Raw genomic sequence first — 19,160 nt, 5'->3', positions numbered from 1 at the left:
TGACCAATTAGATAAATTGATATGCTTAACGTTGAAATTTACTTGCATTTGTTCCTGATATATGACCTGTAACTAAAGCACTGGTAATATTATAGCCACCTGTATAACCGTGGATATCTAGCAGTTCGCCACACATAAATAATCCTGGAGTTAATTTTGACATCATCGTTTTGGGTTCGATTTCTTTAAGAGAAACGCCTCCTCCAGTTACGAAAGCTTTTTCAATTGATAGAGTTCCATTAACTGTAAACGTAAAGCCTTTGAATAAAGTAATCAATTTATTAAATTGTTCATTAGATATATGATGTGCTGTTAATGTTTCTGAAATATTTGCCAATTCTAACATATATAATAAATAACGTTCTTCGATTAAACCATGTAAGCTATTTTTTACATATTTATCTGGTGTGTTTTTTAATAATTCACTTATTTTATCTTCTAATTGTGCAAAACTTAGTTCTGGAAAAGCGTCTAATTGCATATCAATATTTTGGCGTTTTTGACTTTTTTGTTCTTTATATACAAATTGGCTACATCTTAAAGCAGCAGGGCCACTGATTCCGAAATGAGTGAATATCATATCCATTTGATGTGTCACACGTTTTTTACCGTTTTTCTTTAATACTGATAATGCAACATTTTTTAAGCTCAATCCTTTTAACCTTTTATTATTTATGAAAGGTTCGGATGATGTAATTGGTACTTCTGTCGGGAAAAGTTCTGTAATTGTATGTCCCAAGTGTTCAGCGAATTTGTAACCATCACCAGTTGATCCAGTATTTGGCACACTCGTACCACCTGTAGCGATAATCAAACTATGACCTTCAACAGTTTGTTGATTATCTACAGATACTTTAAAAGTCTGTTGTGGTGTATGTTCAATAGCATGCACTGCGGTTTCTTGTTTTACAGTTACATTATTCTCATCAATTGTACGAATTAATGCATCTACAACATCCTGTGCTTTATTGGAAACAGGAAACATACGTCCATGGTCTTCTTCTTTAAGTGCAACACCACGTGATTCAAAAAAGTGAATAATAGATTCATTATCAAATACGGAAAAAGGACTATATAAAAATTTTCCATTTCCTGGTATATTTTTAATTATCTCTTCATATGGTAAACGATTTGTGACGTTACAACGCCCGCCACCAGAGATTTTTAATTTGCGACCGAGCCCTTTTTTCTTTTCAATAAGAAGGATTTTATCGCTATGTTGACTTGCGGCAGCAGCCGCCATTAAACCGCTAGGGCCACCGCCAATAATAATTGTTTGGTACATTTGATTGCCTCACTTTACTAAATAGTGTTATTTTATAGTTTATAGTAATATAGTTTTGAAAAAAAGTGTTTATAACGTTATGATTAAAGTTATGATTGTAAAAATTTAATTTGAGATAGGAAGATCTGAATGAGTGAAAGTAAAGAATTAGTTAGGGGTACCTTTTTAATCACCCTTAGTATATTGATTACTAAAGTCTTGGGTGTTTTATATATTATTCCTTTTTACTCCATTATTGGTGGAGAAGAAAAATTGGCACCTTTTAACTATGCATATACGCCGTATAATATTGCCATTGCAGTCGCAACTGCTGGGGTGCCATTAGCGGCGTCTAAATATGTTTCTAAATATAACGCTTTAGGCGCTTATAAAGTAAGCGAAAAGTTATATAAATCTAGCTTTATAGTTATGACTATAACAGGATTTATTGGATTTTTCATTTTATATTTATTAGCACCAAGTATCGCCACAATTACTTTAGCACATGAATCTGGTACTAAAGGTGGTTGGTCAGTAGCTGATATTACATGGATTATTAGAATAATCAGTATGGTGGTCATATTTATACCATTACTTGCTACATGGCGTGGCGTGTTTCAAGGCTATAAATCAATGGGGCCAACAGCAGTTTCAGAAGTCATTGAACAAATCGCACGTATATTATTTATTTTAGTAGGAAGTTATTTAGTACTTAATGTCTTTGGTGGAAGTGTACTACAAGCCAACGGTATAGCAACATTTGCTGCTGCAGTAGGTGCGGTAGCAGGGATATTTACATTATGGTATTACTGGAGAAAGAGAAAACCTAACATTGAAAAAATGGTAGCAACGGATACTTCAGATATCACAGTTTCCTATGGGAAAATGTATAAAGAAATTATTTCTTATAGTATCCCATTTGTAATTGTTAGTTTGAATTTCCCGCTGTTTAATTTAGTAGATCAGTTTACACATAATGGTGCTTTAGACTTGGCTGGAGTACCAAGCCGTTTACATGACTATTTCTTTACCATTTTAAACATGACGACAAATAAAATAGTGATGATTCCAACGTCTTTATCTGCTGGTTTTGCAGTAAGTTTAATCCCATTTATTACTAAGACGTATGAATCAGGTGAATTAAAAGAAATGCACAGACAAATCAGAACATCATTAGGGGTTCTAATGTATATTACAGTTCCGGCAAGTCTGGGTATTATGGCCTTAGCTTTACCACTATATACCGTCTTTTATAGTTACAATGTCGATGGTAGTCAATTGTTATTTTATTATGCACCTGTGGCAATTTTAATCGGATTATTGAGTGTGACAGCATCTATGCTACAAGGTATTGATAAACAAAAATTAACAGTGTTTGTAATTTTAGCAGCAGTAGTACTAAAAGTAATACTAAACACGCCATTGATTTTGGCTTTCCATACTGCCGGAGCAATATTAAGTACAGCAATAGCATTGCTGTTTGCAGTTATCTGTAATTTTTATATACTTAAAAAATATGCTAATTTTGATTTCTCAGAAACATTGCTACATTTTGGTAAAATTTTCTTATACGGTTTTTTAATGATGGTCGTAGTTGAATTATCATCATTTTTATTGCAAATGGTTATTTCACCACAAACTAAATTTGGCGCTTTAGCAATTTTAATTATTAGTGTCATTATAGGTATGATTGTTTATGGTGGCATTACGATGAAGACAAAACTTGCCGATCAATTTTTAGGAGATATTCCAAATAAACTTAGACGTAAATTAGGTCTTATAAAATGAGATTAGATAAATTTTTAGCTAATATGGGTGTCGGAACGCGTACTGAAGTTAAACAGTTATTGAAAAAAGGTACCATTACAGTTAATAATAAAATAGAAAAATCTCCTAAAAAGCAAATAGACCCAGAAAATGATGTAGTCCAAAAAAACAATGAAACCATTCATTATATAGATAAAGTCTATCTAATGTTAAATAAGCCTAAAGGTTATGTATCTGCAACAGAGGATGACCAACATCAAACAGTTGTAGACTTGGTCGAACCTTACCGGTTTTTAGAAGTTTTTCCAGTAGGGCGATTAGATAAAGACACTGAGGGTTTGTTGTTAATTACGAATGATGGGACTTTTAATCACGAATTAATGAGCCCTGCTAAGCATGTTTCTAAAACTTATGAGGTAATTTCTAAAAAAAATATTACAAATAATGATATAAAATTATTTAAAATGGGTATTGAATTGAATGAGGGTTTGGCGAAGCCTGCAAATTTAGTAAAAAGTGATGAGGCATATAAATCTTTTGTCACAATTTATGAAGGAAGATATCATCAAGTTAAGCGTATGTTTCATGCTATAGATAATGAAGTTCTAGAATTGAAACGTATTAGCATTGGTAATTTAAAACTGGATGAATCTTTAGAACCAGGTGAATATCGTCACTTAACTCAAATAGATTTTAAACAATTAGGATTAAAATAATAAAGAGGTGTTATTATGTCAAAATTATTAAAAGCAATTATAGGTGTTGGAGGCGCAGCTGCTGCAGTTGTTCTTTCTAAAAAAGAGAATAGAGATAAATTAAAGGATGAATATAGCAAATATAAATCAAATCCTGAATCCTATAAGCAAAACGCAAAAGATATCGCTAGTCAAATCAGTTCAAAAGCAAATGAAACTTATAATGAAGTGAAACAAGACCCTAAAGGTTATGCTTCAAAAGTAAAACAAGATCCTAAAGGTTTCATTAACGAACAAAAAGATCGTTTTAAAGGCGAATCTGAAGAAGAAGAACATGTTGAAGAAGCGAGATTTACTGATGAAGGTGCAGCTGATCCTTCAAATAATCTTCGTGTCGTTACTGAAGAAGAACTCAAAAACAATAAAAATAAATAAGTAATGATTGATTTAGTTTTTTAACCTAGTTCATAGTTTTGAACTAGGTTTTTTTATATTAATACAGATTTTGAAAGACAGGTATGTGAAAGGCTTCAATCTGTTTTTCAATTAATTATACAGTTGATTTTTTTAAAATAATAATCACATCTCACTGTAGTTTCTGTACTACTTCATGTAAAATATTAAATATATAAGTATTAAAAAGGAAGTTGATGCTAAATGTGGAAAGATAAAGTGAAAGAATACGAAACAGATATTATAAACGATTTAAAGGGCTTATTATCTATTGAAAGTGTGAGAGACGATAATAAAATTTCTTCAGAAAATCCGGTTGGACCTGGACCACGTAAGGCATTAGATTATATGTATGGCATTGCTGAACGTGATGGATTTAACACACATGATGTTGAACATATTGCAGGACGTATTGAAGCTGGTGAAGGCGAAGATGTTATGGGGATTTTATGTCATGTTGATGTAGTGCCGGCTGGCGATGGTTGGGATTCTAATCCATTCGATCCTGTTGTTACTGAAGATAAGATTATTGCAAGAGGTACGCTTGATGATAAAGGACCAACAATAGCAGCATATTATGCAGTGAAAATATTGAACGATATGAAAGTCAATTGGAAAAAACGTATACATATCATTATAGGCACTGATGAAGAGTCAGATTGGCAATGTACAGAGCGTTACTTTAAAACTGAAGAAATGCCAACTTTAGGCTTTGCACCTGATGCTGAATTCCCAGCAATACATGGTGAAAAAGGTATTAGTACATTTGATGTAGTTCAAAATGACAAAGCAGAGGATAAAGATGAACCAGAATACGAACTTATTTCTTTTACATCAGGTCAACGCTATAACATGGTGCCTGATGAAGCAATTGCCAATCTTGCAGTTAAAGAAAATATGACTGACGTCATTCAGAAATTTGAACAGTTCTTATCTGATAATAATATTGATGGTGAAAGTATCGTTGATAGTGGTGTATTAGTACTTAAAGTTTATGGTAAAGCTGTCCATGGTATGGATCCATCTATTGGTGTGAATGCAGGGTTGTACTTATTGAATTTCTTAGCCAAATTAAATTTAGATAAAACTGCTGAAAATTTCACTCAATTTAGTGAACAGTATTTATTCAACTCTCATTTCGGTGAAAAAATGGGAATGAAATTCCATACAGATGTCATGGGAGATGTAACTACAAATATTGGTATCATTTCATATGATAATCAAAGTGGTGGCCGATTTGGTATTAACTTAAGATATCCGCAAGGTTTTGAATTTGAAGAAGCCATGACTCGTTTTAAAGGTGAGATTCAGCAACTTGGATTTTCTATTGAATTAGGTAAAAATCAAACACCTCACTATGTGGATAAAAATGATCCTTTCGTGCAAACGCTAGTGACTGCATATCGTAACCAAACTGGTGACCAAACTGAACCTTACACAATAGGCGGTGGAACATACGCACGTAATTTAGATAAAGGTGTTGCCTTTGGTGCTATGTTTAATGACTCAGAAGATTTAATGCATCAAAAAAATGAGTATATTACGAAAAAGCAATTATTTAATGCAACAAGTATTTATTTAGAAGCTTTATATGCACTATGCGTGGAGGAATGATGATGACAAAAGTACTTATTAATGAACATTTAGTAGATGAACAAGATGCAAAAGTACCATACAATGATCGAGGTTACGTATTTGGTGACGGGATATACGAATATATTAGAACATATAATAATAATATTTTTACCGCCAAACCCCATTTTGAAAGACTTTTAAGAAGTGCTAAAGAAATAGGTTTAGAATTGAAATACAATGTGGATGAACTTACTGAATTAATTCAAGAATTATTAGCAGCGAATGGCGTTGTTAATGGCGGTGTTTATATTCAAGTTACGCGTGGTGCAGCACCTCGTGACCACGCTTTTCCAACACCATCAGTAGAAGCTAATGTGATGGCATTTACCAAAACTTATGAACGTCCATACAAGTTATTAGAAGAAGGTATCAATGCGATAACAACTGAGGATATTCGTTGGTTAAGATGTGATATTAAAAGCTTGAATTTACTTGGAAATGTGTTGGCTAAGGAGCGTGCGGTAAAATATAATGCACAAGAAGCTATTCAACACAGAGGTGACATTGTTACTGAAGGGTCATCAAGCAATGTATATGCTATTAAAGCAGGTGAAATCTATACACATCCAGTAAACAATTATATATTAAATGGTATTACGCGAATGGTTATAAAAGATATTGCCGAAGAAAAAGGTATACCATTTAATGAAGGTACATTTACTTTAGACTTTTTAAGAAACGCAGATGAAATCATTGTGTCTAGTACTTCTATTGAAGTGATGCCAGTCGTTAAATTAGATGGTGAACAAGTAGGAGACGGAGAAGTCGGTCCAATTACGAAATCATTACAAGAAGGATTTAATAGTTATATTGACACAGATAGTTAATATTTTCCATAAAAGGATATAAAATGTAACATCTATAAAAGCTAAATTATGTTATAATGCTTACTGAGCCGATTTAAAAAATTACAGAAAAATACTGTAGTAAAATGTGACTTTTTGTTTCTCATTATTGGTTGAAATAAATCTCTAAACATTATAAAATCTTCTATGAGACTTGAAATTGATACTTGAAATTTCATAAAAAAACTAAAGGAATTTTTCAAAAAAATACTGTTACGAGATCATGTATGATATGATGTTAAAGTTATTATTAATCTCGATACAGTATTTCATATTTAAATATAAAAACTTGATTCTATGGGACAAAATGATAGTCATAAATAAATGACTGTGATATAGAGTTTAAAGTTTATAAGTGTATTAGAAAATGATTATATTTGGCTCTCGAAATCTGTTTTCTTGAGCCATTTTCTAATTGAAAGTGAGGTGAACGTGTTGGAGCAGTTTTATCAATTAGGATGGACACTTGATTCAGCAGGTGGTGCATCTGGAGAAGCATATATGGCTGAACAAGATGGGCAGAAATTGTTTTTAAAACGAAATTCAAACCCATTTATTGCAGCCTTATCTGCTGAAGGTATTGTACCTAAGCTTGTATGGACAAAACGAATAGAGACTGGTGAAGTCGTAACAGCGCAACATTGGAAAAATGGCAGAGAGTTAACTTTCGATGAGATGTATGAACAACGAGTGGCTAATTTATTGAAAAAAATACATAGTTCAAAAACACTTTTGAATATGTTGAAACGTATGGAAATGTATCCTATTACACCTGATATTTTGTTAAATAAAATAAACGCCTCATTATCGAGAGAAGTGTTGACGCATCATGTGGTGCGAAAAGCATTAACTTATTTAGAAGATCATATGCCAAGTCTTGACCCTAGGTTTTTTACAGTTGTCCATGGAGATGTCAATCATAATAATTGGTTGTTGTCTGACCACGATGAATTATTTTTAGTGGATTGGGAAGGTGCAATGATTGCGGATCCAGCAATTGATTTAGGCATGCTGCTATACAATTACGTTCCTGAAAATAAATGGCCTCAGTGGTTAAATGATTACGGTACGAAAGATTCTATAGACTTGCAAAAGAGGATGAAGTGGTATACTGCTGTTCAGTCTATTGGAATGGTGCAGTGGTATGAAGAACAAAAACGCTATAAAGATATGAATATGTGGCTGAAGTTCTTAAATGAAGTAATGAATAACAATGCATTTATATAAGGAGTTATCAAGAAAATGAGAATGCGTTACAAGCCATGGGCTGAAGATTATTTAAAATCGCATCCTGATATTGTAGACACGGATGGTAACCATGCGGGACATATTAGTGAGTGGTTTGATAAAGATCAACCAATTTATATTGAAATTGGTTCTGGCATGGGACAATTTATAACGACACTTGCTGCACAAAGACCTGAAATTAATTTTATATCTATGGAACGTGAAAAAAATGTTATGGTCAAAGTGTTAGATAAAGTGATAGAGCAAAATCTAACGAATATTAAATTGATATGTAATGATGCGATAGAACTTAATGAATACTTTAAAGATGGAGAAATTTCACGTATTTATTTAAATTTTTCTGACCCTTGGCCGAAAAGAAGACATACTAAGCGTAGATTAACGTATCACACGTTTTTATCCTTGTATAAACAAGTGTTAAAAACAGATGGAGAAATTCATTTTAAAACAGATAATAGAGGATTATTTGCGTATAGCTTAGAAAGTATGTCTCAATTTGGTATGTATTTTACAAAAATAAATTTAAATTTACATCAAGAAGAAAAAGAGAATAATATTGAAACAGAATATGAGCGAAAATTTTCTGACAGAGGTTCTAGAATTTATAGGATGGAAGCCAAATTCCATAATAATTAAATATTTGTTATGACTCAGTTATAACGCTCTTGTTCAAAATAAAGGGCTAATCCGTAAGCAAGACGGATTAGCCCTTTTTGTATAATAATTTGTGATTTTGATCGTGCATGCTTACCTGGGGATATGGCTCGAGCCAGTAGTCTCTCGCTCATATCATTTCCCCGGGCGTCAGCACGATGCAAAATCTTTATAAGTGATGTGTTCTTGTAGAAAAAGAAAATTATATTCATACCTATATGTATCATAAAATTAAGGATATCTTATTTTATAAAAATTATTATATGATTTAAACGGCATTTCTAATTTCACTAAATAATATAAATTTAAATAAAATATTAGTCTTTTTTGTATAATAACTTGCGGTATTGAGGTCGCAAACTTTCCTAAGGTATAGGATTTGAGTTTGTAGTCTTTAACACGTTCGAATTCATGAGCTCCAATGTGTTGTAAAATCGCAATGAAATGATTATAGCAGGAGGACTAACAAATTTCGTTATTTTACGTGTAACAAGTATTATATTACTATATTAAGTGATTAGTAATTAAATTAAGAAATGGGGATTGGTTATGAAATTAGGAAATTTCAAGATACATTACCTTAACGGTGGTATTACGAACATTGATGGGGGAGCGATGTTTGGTGTAGTACCCAAAGTTCTATGGACGAAAAAATATGAACTGAGTGAGGACAATCGGATTCCATTACCTACACATCCAATATTAATACAGACAGAAGAATTTAACTTCATCATTGATACTGGTATAGGTAATCAAAAGCTTACGGAAAAAGAGCGTAAAATATTTGGTGTGTATTATGAAAGTAATATAGAAGAAGAGTTAAAATTATTTAATTTGACGACGAGTGATATTGATTATGTATTAATGTCACATCTACATTTTGACCATGCGTCAGGATTAACTGATAGTGAAGGACGTGCGGTTTTTAAAAATGCAACTCATATTATTCAACAAGATGAATGGCATGAGTTTATTAGTCCAAATATACGTAGTAAATCAACGTATTGGCAAAAAAATAATGGTGATTTCTCCAATAAATTATTGTTATTTGAAAATGAAATTGAAATAGTCAAAGGGATTAATATGTACCATACTGGAGGGCATAGTTACGGTCATTCTATTATTACAATTGAAAGTGGAGGAGAAAAAGCAGTGCACATGGGAGATATTTTTCCCACAGTCGCTCATAAAAATCCACTATGGGTAACTGCCTACGATGATTATCCAATGCAGTCTATAAGAGAAAAAGAACGCATGATACCTAGATTTATTTTAGAAAATTACTGGTTCTTATATTATCATGATGTGAATTACTTTGCTGTAAAATTTAACCAAAAAGAACCATCTGAAATCGAACATTATATTACAAGAGAATAAAGTAAAAGGTTAAAGTTTTGAACATTTGAAATAGCACTATATCTTTAACAAGAAAACTAATCTATGTCTTCTTGGCTTGAGCAGTGATATAGTTTACTTCTTTCAATGTAGTCGATAACCATTTACTACATGATACAAACATGTTCATAACTTTAACCATTTATCATTTGCATTCAACGATGTTTATCACTTCACCAGTTTTAGCATTAGCATAAAAATCATAATAAGTGCGTTTGCCATTATGAAGGGTAGTGATACCACCTTGAAAGACTTCTAATTGATCGCCAGCATTTTGATACATTATCGTTTCGTTTAATATGTAAGAACCTACAACATTCATAAAATAAGTTTTTACATCTGAAATAATAGTTTCAGGATTACGATTTTGTAGTTGCTTTTGGCGAGTATAAAAATAAATTGATCCAACAATAGTTGTTATTAAGATTAAGCCGATGAAGAACCAACTTTTTTTATTCAACATATTACAATCTACCCCCAATAAATTCATATTTATAGTTTACCATAATGAAGATGATATAATAAATATTAAGGAGTGAATGACATTGAATATAGACAAAAGTAAAACATTATCGAGAATGAAAATATTAACAGAATTACATGGCGCGCCAGGATTTGAAGATGACGTTAAAGCATATTTGAAAGATGAGATGTCACCATATGTAGATGATTTTGTTTATAATCGTATGGGTGGTTTTTATGGGGTTAAACGATCTAAATCTAAAAATTCTAAAAGAATAATGGTTGCTGCTCATATGGATGAAGTAGGTTTTTTAATAACGAACATCACAGATAACGGGCTTTTACAATTCACTAATTTAGGTGGAGTAGCAACTGATATTTGGCAAGGTCAAAGGTTAAAGGTAAAATCAAGAAACAACGAAGAAATTGTCGGAGTTGTAGCAAATATCCCGAAACACTTTAGAACAGGTAACGAAGGCGCACCAAAAATTGAGGACTTATTATTAGATATAGGTTGTGAAAACGAACAAGATGTCATAAATCGAGGCATTCAAATAGGTGATACTATAGTTCCAGACACACCATTCACACAATTATCAGAGCATAGGTTTGCTAGTAAAGCATGGGATAATCGCTATGGTTGTTTAATAGGCATAGAATTATTAGAATTATTAAAAGATGTAGAGTTAGATTTTGATTTATATGTTGGTGCAAATGTTCAAGAAGAAGTTGGTTTAAGAGGTGCAAAAGCTTCTGCTGAATTAATTGATCCAGATGTTGCTTTTATAGTAGATTGTTCACCAGCAAACGATATGAAAGGAAAGCAAAATCTTTCTGGTGAACTAGGAAAAGGGACTTTAATTCGTATAAAAGATGGAACAATGATACTAAAACCAACGTTTAGAGATTTTCTGTTAGATTTAGCAAACAAATTTAAAATTCCACACCAATATTATATGTCTCCAGGTGGTACAGATGGTGGAGAAATTCACAAAGCCAATATAGGTATACCAACTGCAGTTATTGGTGTTTGTGCACGCTATATTCACAGTACAAATGCAATATTTGATTTTCGCGATTATGATGCTGCAAGAAGTTTAATACTACAATCAGTTGAAAATTTAGATAACGAAGTAATAAATACTTTACAGTATAAATAATGTTTTGGAGTGATTAGATGGAACAATTAGAAAATGAACAACAATTTTTAGAATTAAAACAAGGACACACAGTATTTTTATTTACTGCTGATTGGTGTCCGGATTGTAAAGTGATTGAACCAGACCTACCACAACTTGAAGCGAAGTATACAAATTATAAATTTATATCAGTGGATAGAGATGAATTTATAGATATTTGTATTGAACATGGTATTATGGGCATTCCTAGTTTTTTAGTATTTAGTAATGGACAACAAATTGGAAGTTATATTGGCAAAGAACGTAAATCCATTGAACAGATAGATGAATTTTTAGCTTCTTTATAAAAATAAAGCGAATCAAATGTATTAATGTCTACGCTAAAAATATACCCTTAGAACTTACTTTTTTTCTGTTCCTAAGGGTATATTTATTGTAAACTGTATTAAGACACGTAAATAGGAGTGTTAACGATGAATGTCTTTCAAATGAGAGATAAATTAAAAGATAGATTGAAACATTTAGATGTTAAATTTAGTTTTAATCGTGATGAAGAAACGCTACGCGTATCTAGAAATGATAATGGCAAAGGTGTTACTGTCAAAATTTCTACAATTGTAGCGAAATATAAAGAACAAAAAGAAAATATTGTAGATGAAATTGTGTATTATGTTGAAGAAGCGATTGAACAAATGAAAGGGGAGGCTTTATCTGAAGCAGAGAATATTGAGATAATGCCTGTACTGAGATCGCCTAGTTTTGATAAAAAAGACAAAGAAGGTAATTCATTTGTTATAGATAAACATACTGCAGAAACAAATATTTATTATGCAGTAGATTTAGGAAAATCTTATCGATTAATAGATGAACAAATGTTAGAAAAATTAAATCTTACTAAACAACAAGTGAAAGAAATGGCATTATTTAATGTTAGAAAACTTGAAAACAAATATAAAACTGATGAAGTTAAAGGTAATATTTTCTATTTTGTAAATTCAAATGATGGCTACGATGCAAGTAGAATTTTAAATAATACCTTTTTGAATGACATACAAGCGCAATGTGAAGGTGAAATGTTGGTAGCAGTACCGCATCAAGATGTGTTAATTATTGCCGACATACGAAATAAAACAGGTTATGATGTCATGGCACATTTAACGATGGAATTCTTCACGAAAGGTTTAGTTCCAATCACGTCACTATCATTAGCTTATGATAACGGACATTTTGAACCAATATTTATATTAGGTAAAAATAATAAACAAAAAAGAAACCCAGATGTCATACAAAGATTAGAAGCAACTAGAAAACAATATGAAAATAAAGATAAGAAATAAGGAGTTAAAAAAATGAATTTATTTTATAATAAAGAAGCTGTAGGAGATGTAGCTTTTTTACAAATTGAACCCACAACAGGTGAATTTACTTATGAAACAAAGAATGATGTAGTTGAAATTCGTCAAGATAATAAGGTTGTAGGTTTTAATATATTCAATGCATCGAAGGTTTCTAAAATTACTGGAAAAGGTCATATAAAATTGGATGAAAATTTGATTCATGACTTACAAAAAGCAATTAATAATGCTGGTTTCACATTTGAATTGAACGCAGATTTATCACCAAAATTTGTTGTCGGTTATGTTGAAACTAAAGAAAAACACCCAGATGCAGATAAATTAAGTGTATTAAATGTTGATGTAGAAACAGAAAAGCTACAAATCGTTTGTGGAGCACCGAATGTTGAAGCGGGACAAAAGGTCGTTGTAGCAAAAGTGGGAGCTGTGATGCCTAGTGGCATGGTTATTAAAGATGCAGCATTACGTGGTGTAGATTCAAGTGGAATGATTTGTTCTATGAAAGAATTAAATTTACCAAATGCTCCACAGGAAAAAGGTATTATGGTATTGTCTGATGAATACAAAGTTGGACAGGCATTTTTTGAAGAATAGAAGGAGGTAATGTCCGAATGAGCTGGTTCGACAAATTATTTGGAGAAGAAAATGATCCTAATAAAGATTATCTAAATAAAAGAAACCAACGACGCCAAAAGAATATGCAGCAAGAACATCAAGACACATTACTTCCTCAAAATAACGATGTTTATGAGAGACCCAAAGGGAAATTTAGATTTCCAATGCGCGTTTTAGAAGAAAATAGTGACACTGAGGACGCTAATAAAGAATCATCAGAAAATGAATTTAAAAATTCCAACCATAAGTCATCTAATCATCATACTGAGAATCACCACTATAGAAGACGGAGACAAATGACTGATGAAACAACGACAGATAAATTTGATCAACCATCTACAGAATCTTATCCATCATCACGTAGTAAAACAAATGCGTCATTAGATAATGAAGTTCGTAAAGAAAAGAAACAACACAAAGGAAAAAGAACAAGAATTCAAACAGATGTTTTAGGCGGTACTGAACGCGGAAATGGACATAGTACAAAAAAACATGAGCCTACTACACCTCAATATCATAAAAGTGAATTTAAAGCGAGCGAAGTTCCTTCAGCTATTTTTGGAACTAAAAAACCACATCCTTTAGAAAATGGTGTGATAAAACCTAATAATCGTTTTTCAGATGATAATGAGAGTGAAAAGCAAGAAGAACAAAAACCAAATTCTAACAATGACCAAAGTGTCACTGATGAACCAACGTTTGATCAACCTTCTCAAGTTGATAGCGAACAACCATCATCTGAAAAGAGCACAGAACAAACGCAAAATAAATCTCTGCAACAAGATCATGTATCACAGTCAACAACTACTCCTAAAAAGAACAATACAATCAATATAGAAAATATCTATGCGTCTCAAATTGTTGAAGAAATTCGTAGAGAACGTGAGCGTAAGGTGCTTCAAAAACGTCAGTTTAAAAAAGCATTGCAACAGAAGCGACAAGAAAGTCAACAAAATGACGAAGATACAATACAAAAAGCAATTGATGAAATGTATGCACAACAAGCAAAACAATATATTGGAGAAAGTTCATTAGACGGAGCAGAAAATAAAAACAGTGATACAGACTACGCAAAAAAATTGTCAGATAAAGATACAAATGAAAAATATGATGCTGATGATCAAAGTGATACATCACAATACAAGTATCAAGAAATTAATTTAGATCATATAAGTGATGTACATAACATTGACAATAACCAATCAGATATTGAGTCAGATGAAAGTGAGAATCAAACTGTCAATGTAGAGAACGAATCAAGTATTACAGAAACATCAACGAGTCAAGCTAATGAAGAGACAAATCTTTATCAAGATAGTAATCGTGTAGAAATAGATAACGTTCAGCAACAGAATAATGAAAACGCAACAGAATCTATCGATAATACTGAAATTTCGGATGCAACGTATAGAGAAATTTCAGATGTTCAAAATGATATGTCACAAAATACGCTTGATTCGACTCAACAAGCGCACAATAATGAAGTGAAAACAACGAAAAATGAAAGTGATTATTCAGTGGATGATACATCTATGTATTCAAACCATCATTTTGAAAAAGAAGATGAGCAAAATGATGGTGACACTGATGGTTTAAATCAAAATGTTTCGCGATACCAAAAAAATTCATCAGTTTATAGTGAAGCGGATAAAACCGGTGAAAATACGTTTGTTGACGACGCACAGATTTCAGAGGATAAAGGTGATGAAGCGCAACAAGCTTATGATAAGCCAACTGCTAAAGCTAATAGTGATGAACAAGGTAATCAACAACATAAAACCACAACTAGATTGAAAGGGAGCAAACCTTTCAATGTAGTGATGACACCATCTGATAAAAAACGAATGCTTGATGCTAAAAAAAATCTTAACAACACGAATACTTCTGTCAACTCAAATAAGATTGAATTACAACAATCAGATGAGTATATTGATAAATCAACACAAACTAAAAAAGATGAAACAACTGCTTCTTATCAACAACAAATGCAAAACGAAAATAACGTGGATGTAAATGCTTCTGACGATAATAAGTCAAAAGTTACGGATATGCATGCGCAATCTGAAACATTGACTGATGATGTACAGTCTAATAAAGGTCTGAAAGATGAAACTATAGATAACGAGCAAGGTGAAAAAACACAAAATCTTGAATCCAAACATATAGACAATCAATCAGTTAATGATACGACATCTCAGAATTCAAATTCTGTGAGTCAGCCTAGCCAAAATACCCAAACATCTCAAGAAAGTAAAACGTCCATAAGAAAAGGTCCGAATATTAAACTTCCAAGTATTGATTTACTTGATGAACCTAAAGTGCATGAAATAGATGATCAATGGATTGAAGAAAAGAAACAAGAATTAAATGAAGCATTCTATTATTTCAATGTACCTGCAGAAGTTCAAACTGTTACAGAAGGACCAAGTGTGACTCGTTTTGAATTGTCTGTTGAAAAGGGTGTGAAAGTATCTAGAATCACTAACCTACAAGATGATATTAAAATGGCATTGGCAGCAAAAGATATACGTATTGAAGCACCTATTCCAGGCACGAGTTTAGTAGGTATTGAAGTGCCAAATCAGTCTTCAACACCTGTTAATTTACGTTCTATCATAGAAGATAATACATTTAAAAATGCTGAATCTAAATTAACAGTTGCTATGGGACTTAGAATTAATAATGAGCCATTGGTAATGGATATAGCAAAAACACCTCATGCTTTAATTGCTGGTGCTACAGGATCAGGTAAATCTGTATCTATTAACAGCATTTTAATGTCATTATTGTATAAAAATCATCCGGAAGAACTAAGGTTACTACTTATCGATCCTAAGATGGTTGAGTTGGCACCATATAATGGTTTGCCACATTTGGTATCCCCTGTTATTACTGATGTTAAAGCTGCTACACAAAGTTTAAAATGGGCAGTTGAAGAAATGGAACGTCGATATAAAGTATTTGCCAAATATCATGTTAGAAATATAACTGCTTTTAATAAAAAGGCAAATTATGAAGATAGAATGCCAAAAATTGTTATAGTAATAGATGAATTAGCTGATTTAATGATGATGGCACCACAAGAGGTTGAACAATCAATTGCACGAATCGCACAAAAAGCACGCGCATGTGGGATTCATATGTTAGTTGCAACACAAAGACCATCTGTCAACGTAATTACAGGATTAATCAAAGCGAATATACCAACACGAATTGCCTTTATGGTATCTTCAAGTGTAGATTCACGTACGATTTTAGATAGTGGTGGAGCAGAGCGCTTATTAGGTTATGGGGATATGCTATACCTAGGAAGTGGAATGAACAAACCAATACGTGTACAAGGAACATTCGTTTCTGATGAAGAAATTGATGATGTAGTTGATTTTATTAAGCAACAACGTGAACCTGATTATCTTTTTGAAGAAAAAGAATTGTTGAAAAAAGTAGAAAGTCATCCGCAAGATGATTTATTCGACGACGTATGTCGATTTATGGTACAAGAAGGACATATTTCTACCTCACTGATACAAAGACATTTCCAAATCGGTTATAATCGTGCTGCTAGAATTGTAGACCAACTAGAACAGTTAGGTTATATTTCGGAAGTAAACGGTTCTAAACCTAGAGATGTGTATGTCACTGAGTCTGATTTGAATGATAATTAATATAGAGATAAAGGAGAGTTACAATGACACATTACCATTTTGTCGGCATTAAAGGTGCCGGTATGAGTTCATTAGCACAAATCATGCATGATCTTGGAAATGAAGTACAAGGATCAGATATAAAGAATTATGTTTTCACAGAAGTAGCATTAAAAAATAAAGGTATAAAAATCCTACCCTTTGATGCAGATAATATAAAGGAAGATATGGTCATTGTTCAAGGTAATGCCTTTCCTGATACGCATGAAGAAGTAGTGCGCGCACATGAGTTAAATTTAGAAGTTATTCGCTATCATGATTTTTTAGGTCATGTTATTAACCAATACACTTCTGTTGCTGTAACAGGTGCACATGGTAAAACATCTACAACTGGCTTACTATCACATGTTATGAACGGAGATAAAAAAACGTCTTTCTTAATTGGAGACGGTACAGGTTTAGGTATTCCGGCCAGTGATTACTTTGCTTTTGAAGCATGTGAATATCGTAGACATTTTTTAAGTTATCATCCGGATTATACAATTATGACAAATATTGATTTTGATCATCCAGATTATTTTAAAGATGTACATGACGTTTTTAATGCTTTTCAAGAAATGGCACATAATGTTAAAAAAGCAATTATAGCTTGGGGAGACGATCCATATCTTCGTGATTTAAAAGCAGATGTACCTATTTATTATTATGGATTTTCTAAAAATGATGATATATATGCAGATAATATTCAAATTAGTGAAAAAGGAACACAATTTGATGTTTATATTAATAATAAATTTTATGATACTTTCTTATCTCCACAATTTGGAGATCATAATATTTTAAACGGACTTGCTGTAATAGCAATAAGTTATTTAGAAGGATTAAACGTTGATAATATTAAAGAAGCGTTAGAAACATTTGGTGGTGTAAAACGTAGATTTAATGAAACTAAGGCGGGTAAACAAATATTAGTGGATGATTATGCTCACCATCCGAGAGAAATTAGTGCTACAATTGAGACAGCACGAAAAAAATATCCTAATAAAGAAGTTATTGCTGTTTTCCAACCACATACTTTCAGTAGAACACAGGCTTTTTTAGAAGAATTTGCTGAATGTTTGAATCTTGCTGATAAAACATTTTTATGTGAAATTTTTGGATCAATAAGAGAAAATAATGGTGAACTAACCATTCAAGACCTTATTAAAAGAGTGGATGGTTCCACGCTTATTGATGAGCAAAGTGTAAATACGTTAGAACAGTATAAAGATGCAGTAATCTTATTTATGGGTGCAGGCGATATACAAAAAATCCAACGTGCATATATGGAAAATATCGGTGTAACTACCTCATTTTAATATGTTTATGTTAAAATGATGTGGGTATTTATATTAAATAACAACATATGTTTTTTTAGGAGGCGTTTTAAATGGAATGGATTTTACCTATAGCTGGAATAATTGCAGCGATTGCTTTTTTAGTATTATGTATAGGAATCGTTGTTGTATTACTTTCAGTTAAGAAAAATTTAGATCACGTTGCTAAAACTCTTGATGGAGTTGAAGGACAAATTCAAGGGATTACACGTGAATCTACTGACTTACTTCATAAAGCGAATCGCTTAACTGAAGATATTCAAGATAAATCAGAACGTTTAAACTCTGTCGTTGATGCTGTGAAAGGTATCGGTGATTCAGTTCAAACATTAAATGGTTCTGTTGATCGAGTAACAAACTCAATCACGCACAATATTTCTCAAAATGAAGATAAAATTTCTCAAGTTGTACAATGGTCAAATGTTGCAATGGAAGTTGCTGACAAATGGCAAAACAGAAGAAATCGTAGAGAAAGTGCAAATTATAAAACAAGTAGCGTAGCAGATGATGCAAATCATAGCTATACTACACGTGTTGACCATTAATCATTTATATACTTAAAAAACAAATGCACTTAAATGAGGTATAAACTTATTTAAGTGCATTTGTTATA

General features: G+C 32.1%; 17 protein-coding genes. 15 read left to right on the top strand and 2 right to left on the bottom strand.

Translation table 11 applies throughout. The features are described 5' to 3' along the window. Positions 1-25: 25 nt before the first annotated feature. Positions 26-1,285 carry a BaiN/RdsA family NAD(P)/FAD-dependent oxidoreductase gene (locus KA867_RS09070; protein WP_210137784.1) on the bottom strand — a complete coding sequence of 420 codons (1,260 nt, stop codon included), beginning with the start codon at positions 1,283-1,285 and terminating at the stop codon, positions 26-28. 129 nt (positions 1,286-1,414) lie between these two features. Between KA867_RS09070 and KA867_RS09065 the strand changes: the two genes are divergently transcribed. The 8 genes from KA867_RS09065 (at position 1,415) to KA867_RS09030 (ending at position 9,938) form a co-directional block, all read left to right on the top strand. Next, on the top strand, positions 1,415-3,052 hold the full coding sequence (locus KA867_RS09065; RefSeq protein WP_210137783.1) for a putative polysaccharide biosynthesis protein: 1,638 nt from the start codon (positions 1,415-1,417) through the stop codon (positions 3,050-3,052). Beyond that, the gene (locus KA867_RS09060) at positions 3,049-3,747 is read left to right on the top strand and encodes a pseudouridine synthase (protein ID WP_210137782.1); all 699 of its coding nucleotides are present in this window, start codon (positions 3,049-3,051) and stop codon (positions 3,745-3,747) included. Before KA867_RS09065 ends, KA867_RS09060 begins: the two co-directional genes overlap by 4 nt. Before the next feature lie 15 nt (positions 3,748-3,762). Further along, complete coding sequence (locus tag KA867_RS09055) at positions 3,763-4,161, top strand: YtxH domain-containing protein (protein ID WP_107385125.1); 399 nt, start codon at positions 3,763-3,765, stop codon at positions 4,159-4,161. A gap of 222 nt (positions 4,162-4,383) precedes the next feature. Next, positions 4,384-5,793, top strand: a complete 1,410-nt coding sequence (gene pepV, locus KA867_RS09050; RefSeq protein ID WP_210137781.1) for a dipeptidase PepV — start codon at positions 4,384-4,386, stop codon at positions 5,791-5,793. A 2-nt stretch (positions 5,794-5,795) separates the two neighbouring features. Continuing rightward, positions 5,796-6,641 carry a D-amino-acid transaminase gene (gene dat / locus KA867_RS09045; protein WP_210137780.1) on the top strand — a complete coding sequence of 282 codons (846 nt, stop codon included), beginning with the start codon at positions 5,796-5,798 and terminating at the stop codon, positions 6,639-6,641. A gap of 453 nt (positions 6,642-7,094) precedes the next feature. Continuing rightward, positions 7,095-7,886, top strand: a complete 792-nt coding sequence (locus KA867_RS09040) for a phosphotransferase family protein (protein WP_064208823.1) — start codon at positions 7,095-7,097, stop codon at positions 7,884-7,886. A gap of 15 nt (positions 7,887-7,901) precedes the next feature. Continuing rightward, positions 7,902-8,543: a tRNA (guanosine(46)-N7)-methyltransferase TrmB gene (trmB, locus tag KA867_RS09035; protein WP_210137779.1), complete on the top strand. Its 642-nt coding sequence runs from the start codon at positions 7,902-7,904 to the stop codon at positions 8,541-8,543. 567 nt (positions 8,544-9,110) lie between these two features. Then, on the top strand, positions 9,111-9,938 hold the full coding sequence (locus KA867_RS09030; protein ID WP_210137778.1) for a YtnP family quorum-quenching lactonase: 828 nt from the start codon (positions 9,111-9,113) through the stop codon (positions 9,936-9,938). 163 nt (positions 9,939-10,101) lie between these two features. Here the strand turns inward: KA867_RS09030 and KA867_RS09025 are convergent, their stop codons facing one another. Further along, on the bottom strand, positions 10,102-10,419 hold the full coding sequence (locus KA867_RS09025) for a hypothetical protein (RefSeq protein WP_107385162.1): 318 nt from the start codon (positions 10,417-10,419) through the stop codon (positions 10,102-10,104). A gap of 82 nt (positions 10,420-10,501) precedes the next feature. On the opposite strand from KA867_RS09025, the gene KA867_RS09020 reads away from it, so the two are divergent. The 7 genes from KA867_RS09020 to KA867_RS08990 all read left to right on the top strand — a co-directional run bounded on the left by KA867_RS09020 (position 10,502) and on the right by KA867_RS08990 (position 19,092). Continuing rightward, complete coding sequence (locus KA867_RS09020; RefSeq protein WP_210137777.1) at positions 10,502-11,578, top strand: M42 family metallopeptidase; 1,077 nt, start codon at positions 10,502-10,504, stop codon at positions 11,576-11,578. 17 nt (positions 11,579-11,595) lie between these two features. Then, positions 11,596-11,904, top strand: a complete 309-nt coding sequence (locus KA867_RS09015) for a thioredoxin family protein (RefSeq protein ID WP_210137776.1) — start codon at positions 11,596-11,598, stop codon at positions 11,902-11,904. 126 nt (positions 11,905-12,030) lie between these two features. After that, positions 12,031-12,894, top strand: a complete 864-nt coding sequence (locus tag KA867_RS09010; protein ID WP_210137775.1) for a DUF1444 domain-containing protein — start codon at positions 12,031-12,033, stop codon at positions 12,892-12,894. Between the two features lie 12 nt (positions 12,895-12,906). Beyond that, positions 12,907-13,506: a YtpR family tRNA-binding protein gene (gene ytpR, locus KA867_RS09005; RefSeq protein WP_210137774.1), complete on the top strand. Its 600-nt coding sequence runs from the start codon at positions 12,907-12,909 to the stop codon at positions 13,504-13,506. Between the two features lie 17 nt (positions 13,507-13,523). Continuing rightward, complete coding sequence (locus KA867_RS09000; protein ID WP_210137773.1) at positions 13,524-17,192, top strand: DNA translocase FtsK; 3,669 nt, start codon at positions 13,524-13,526, stop codon at positions 17,190-17,192. Between the two features lie 23 nt (positions 17,193-17,215). Further along, the gene (gene murC / locus KA867_RS08995) at positions 17,216-18,529 is read left to right on the top strand and encodes a UDP-N-acetylmuramate--L-alanine ligase (RefSeq protein WP_210137772.1); all 1,314 of its coding nucleotides are present in this window, start codon (positions 17,216-17,218) and stop codon (positions 18,527-18,529) included. Positions 18,530-18,600: 71 nt separating this feature from the next. Then, on the top strand, positions 18,601-19,092 hold the full coding sequence (locus tag KA867_RS08990; protein WP_107384403.1) for a DUF948 domain-containing protein: 492 nt from the start codon (positions 18,601-18,603) through the stop codon (positions 19,090-19,092). Positions 19,093-19,160: the final 68 nt, after the last annotated feature.

This window comes from Staphylococcus sp. GDH8C109P, assembly GCF_017893405.1.
Taxonomy (GTDB): Bacteria; Bacillota; Bacilli; order Staphylococcales; family Staphylococcaceae; genus Staphylococcus; species Staphylococcus cohnii.
This window is presented reverse-complemented; position numbering and strand designations above follow the sequence as displayed.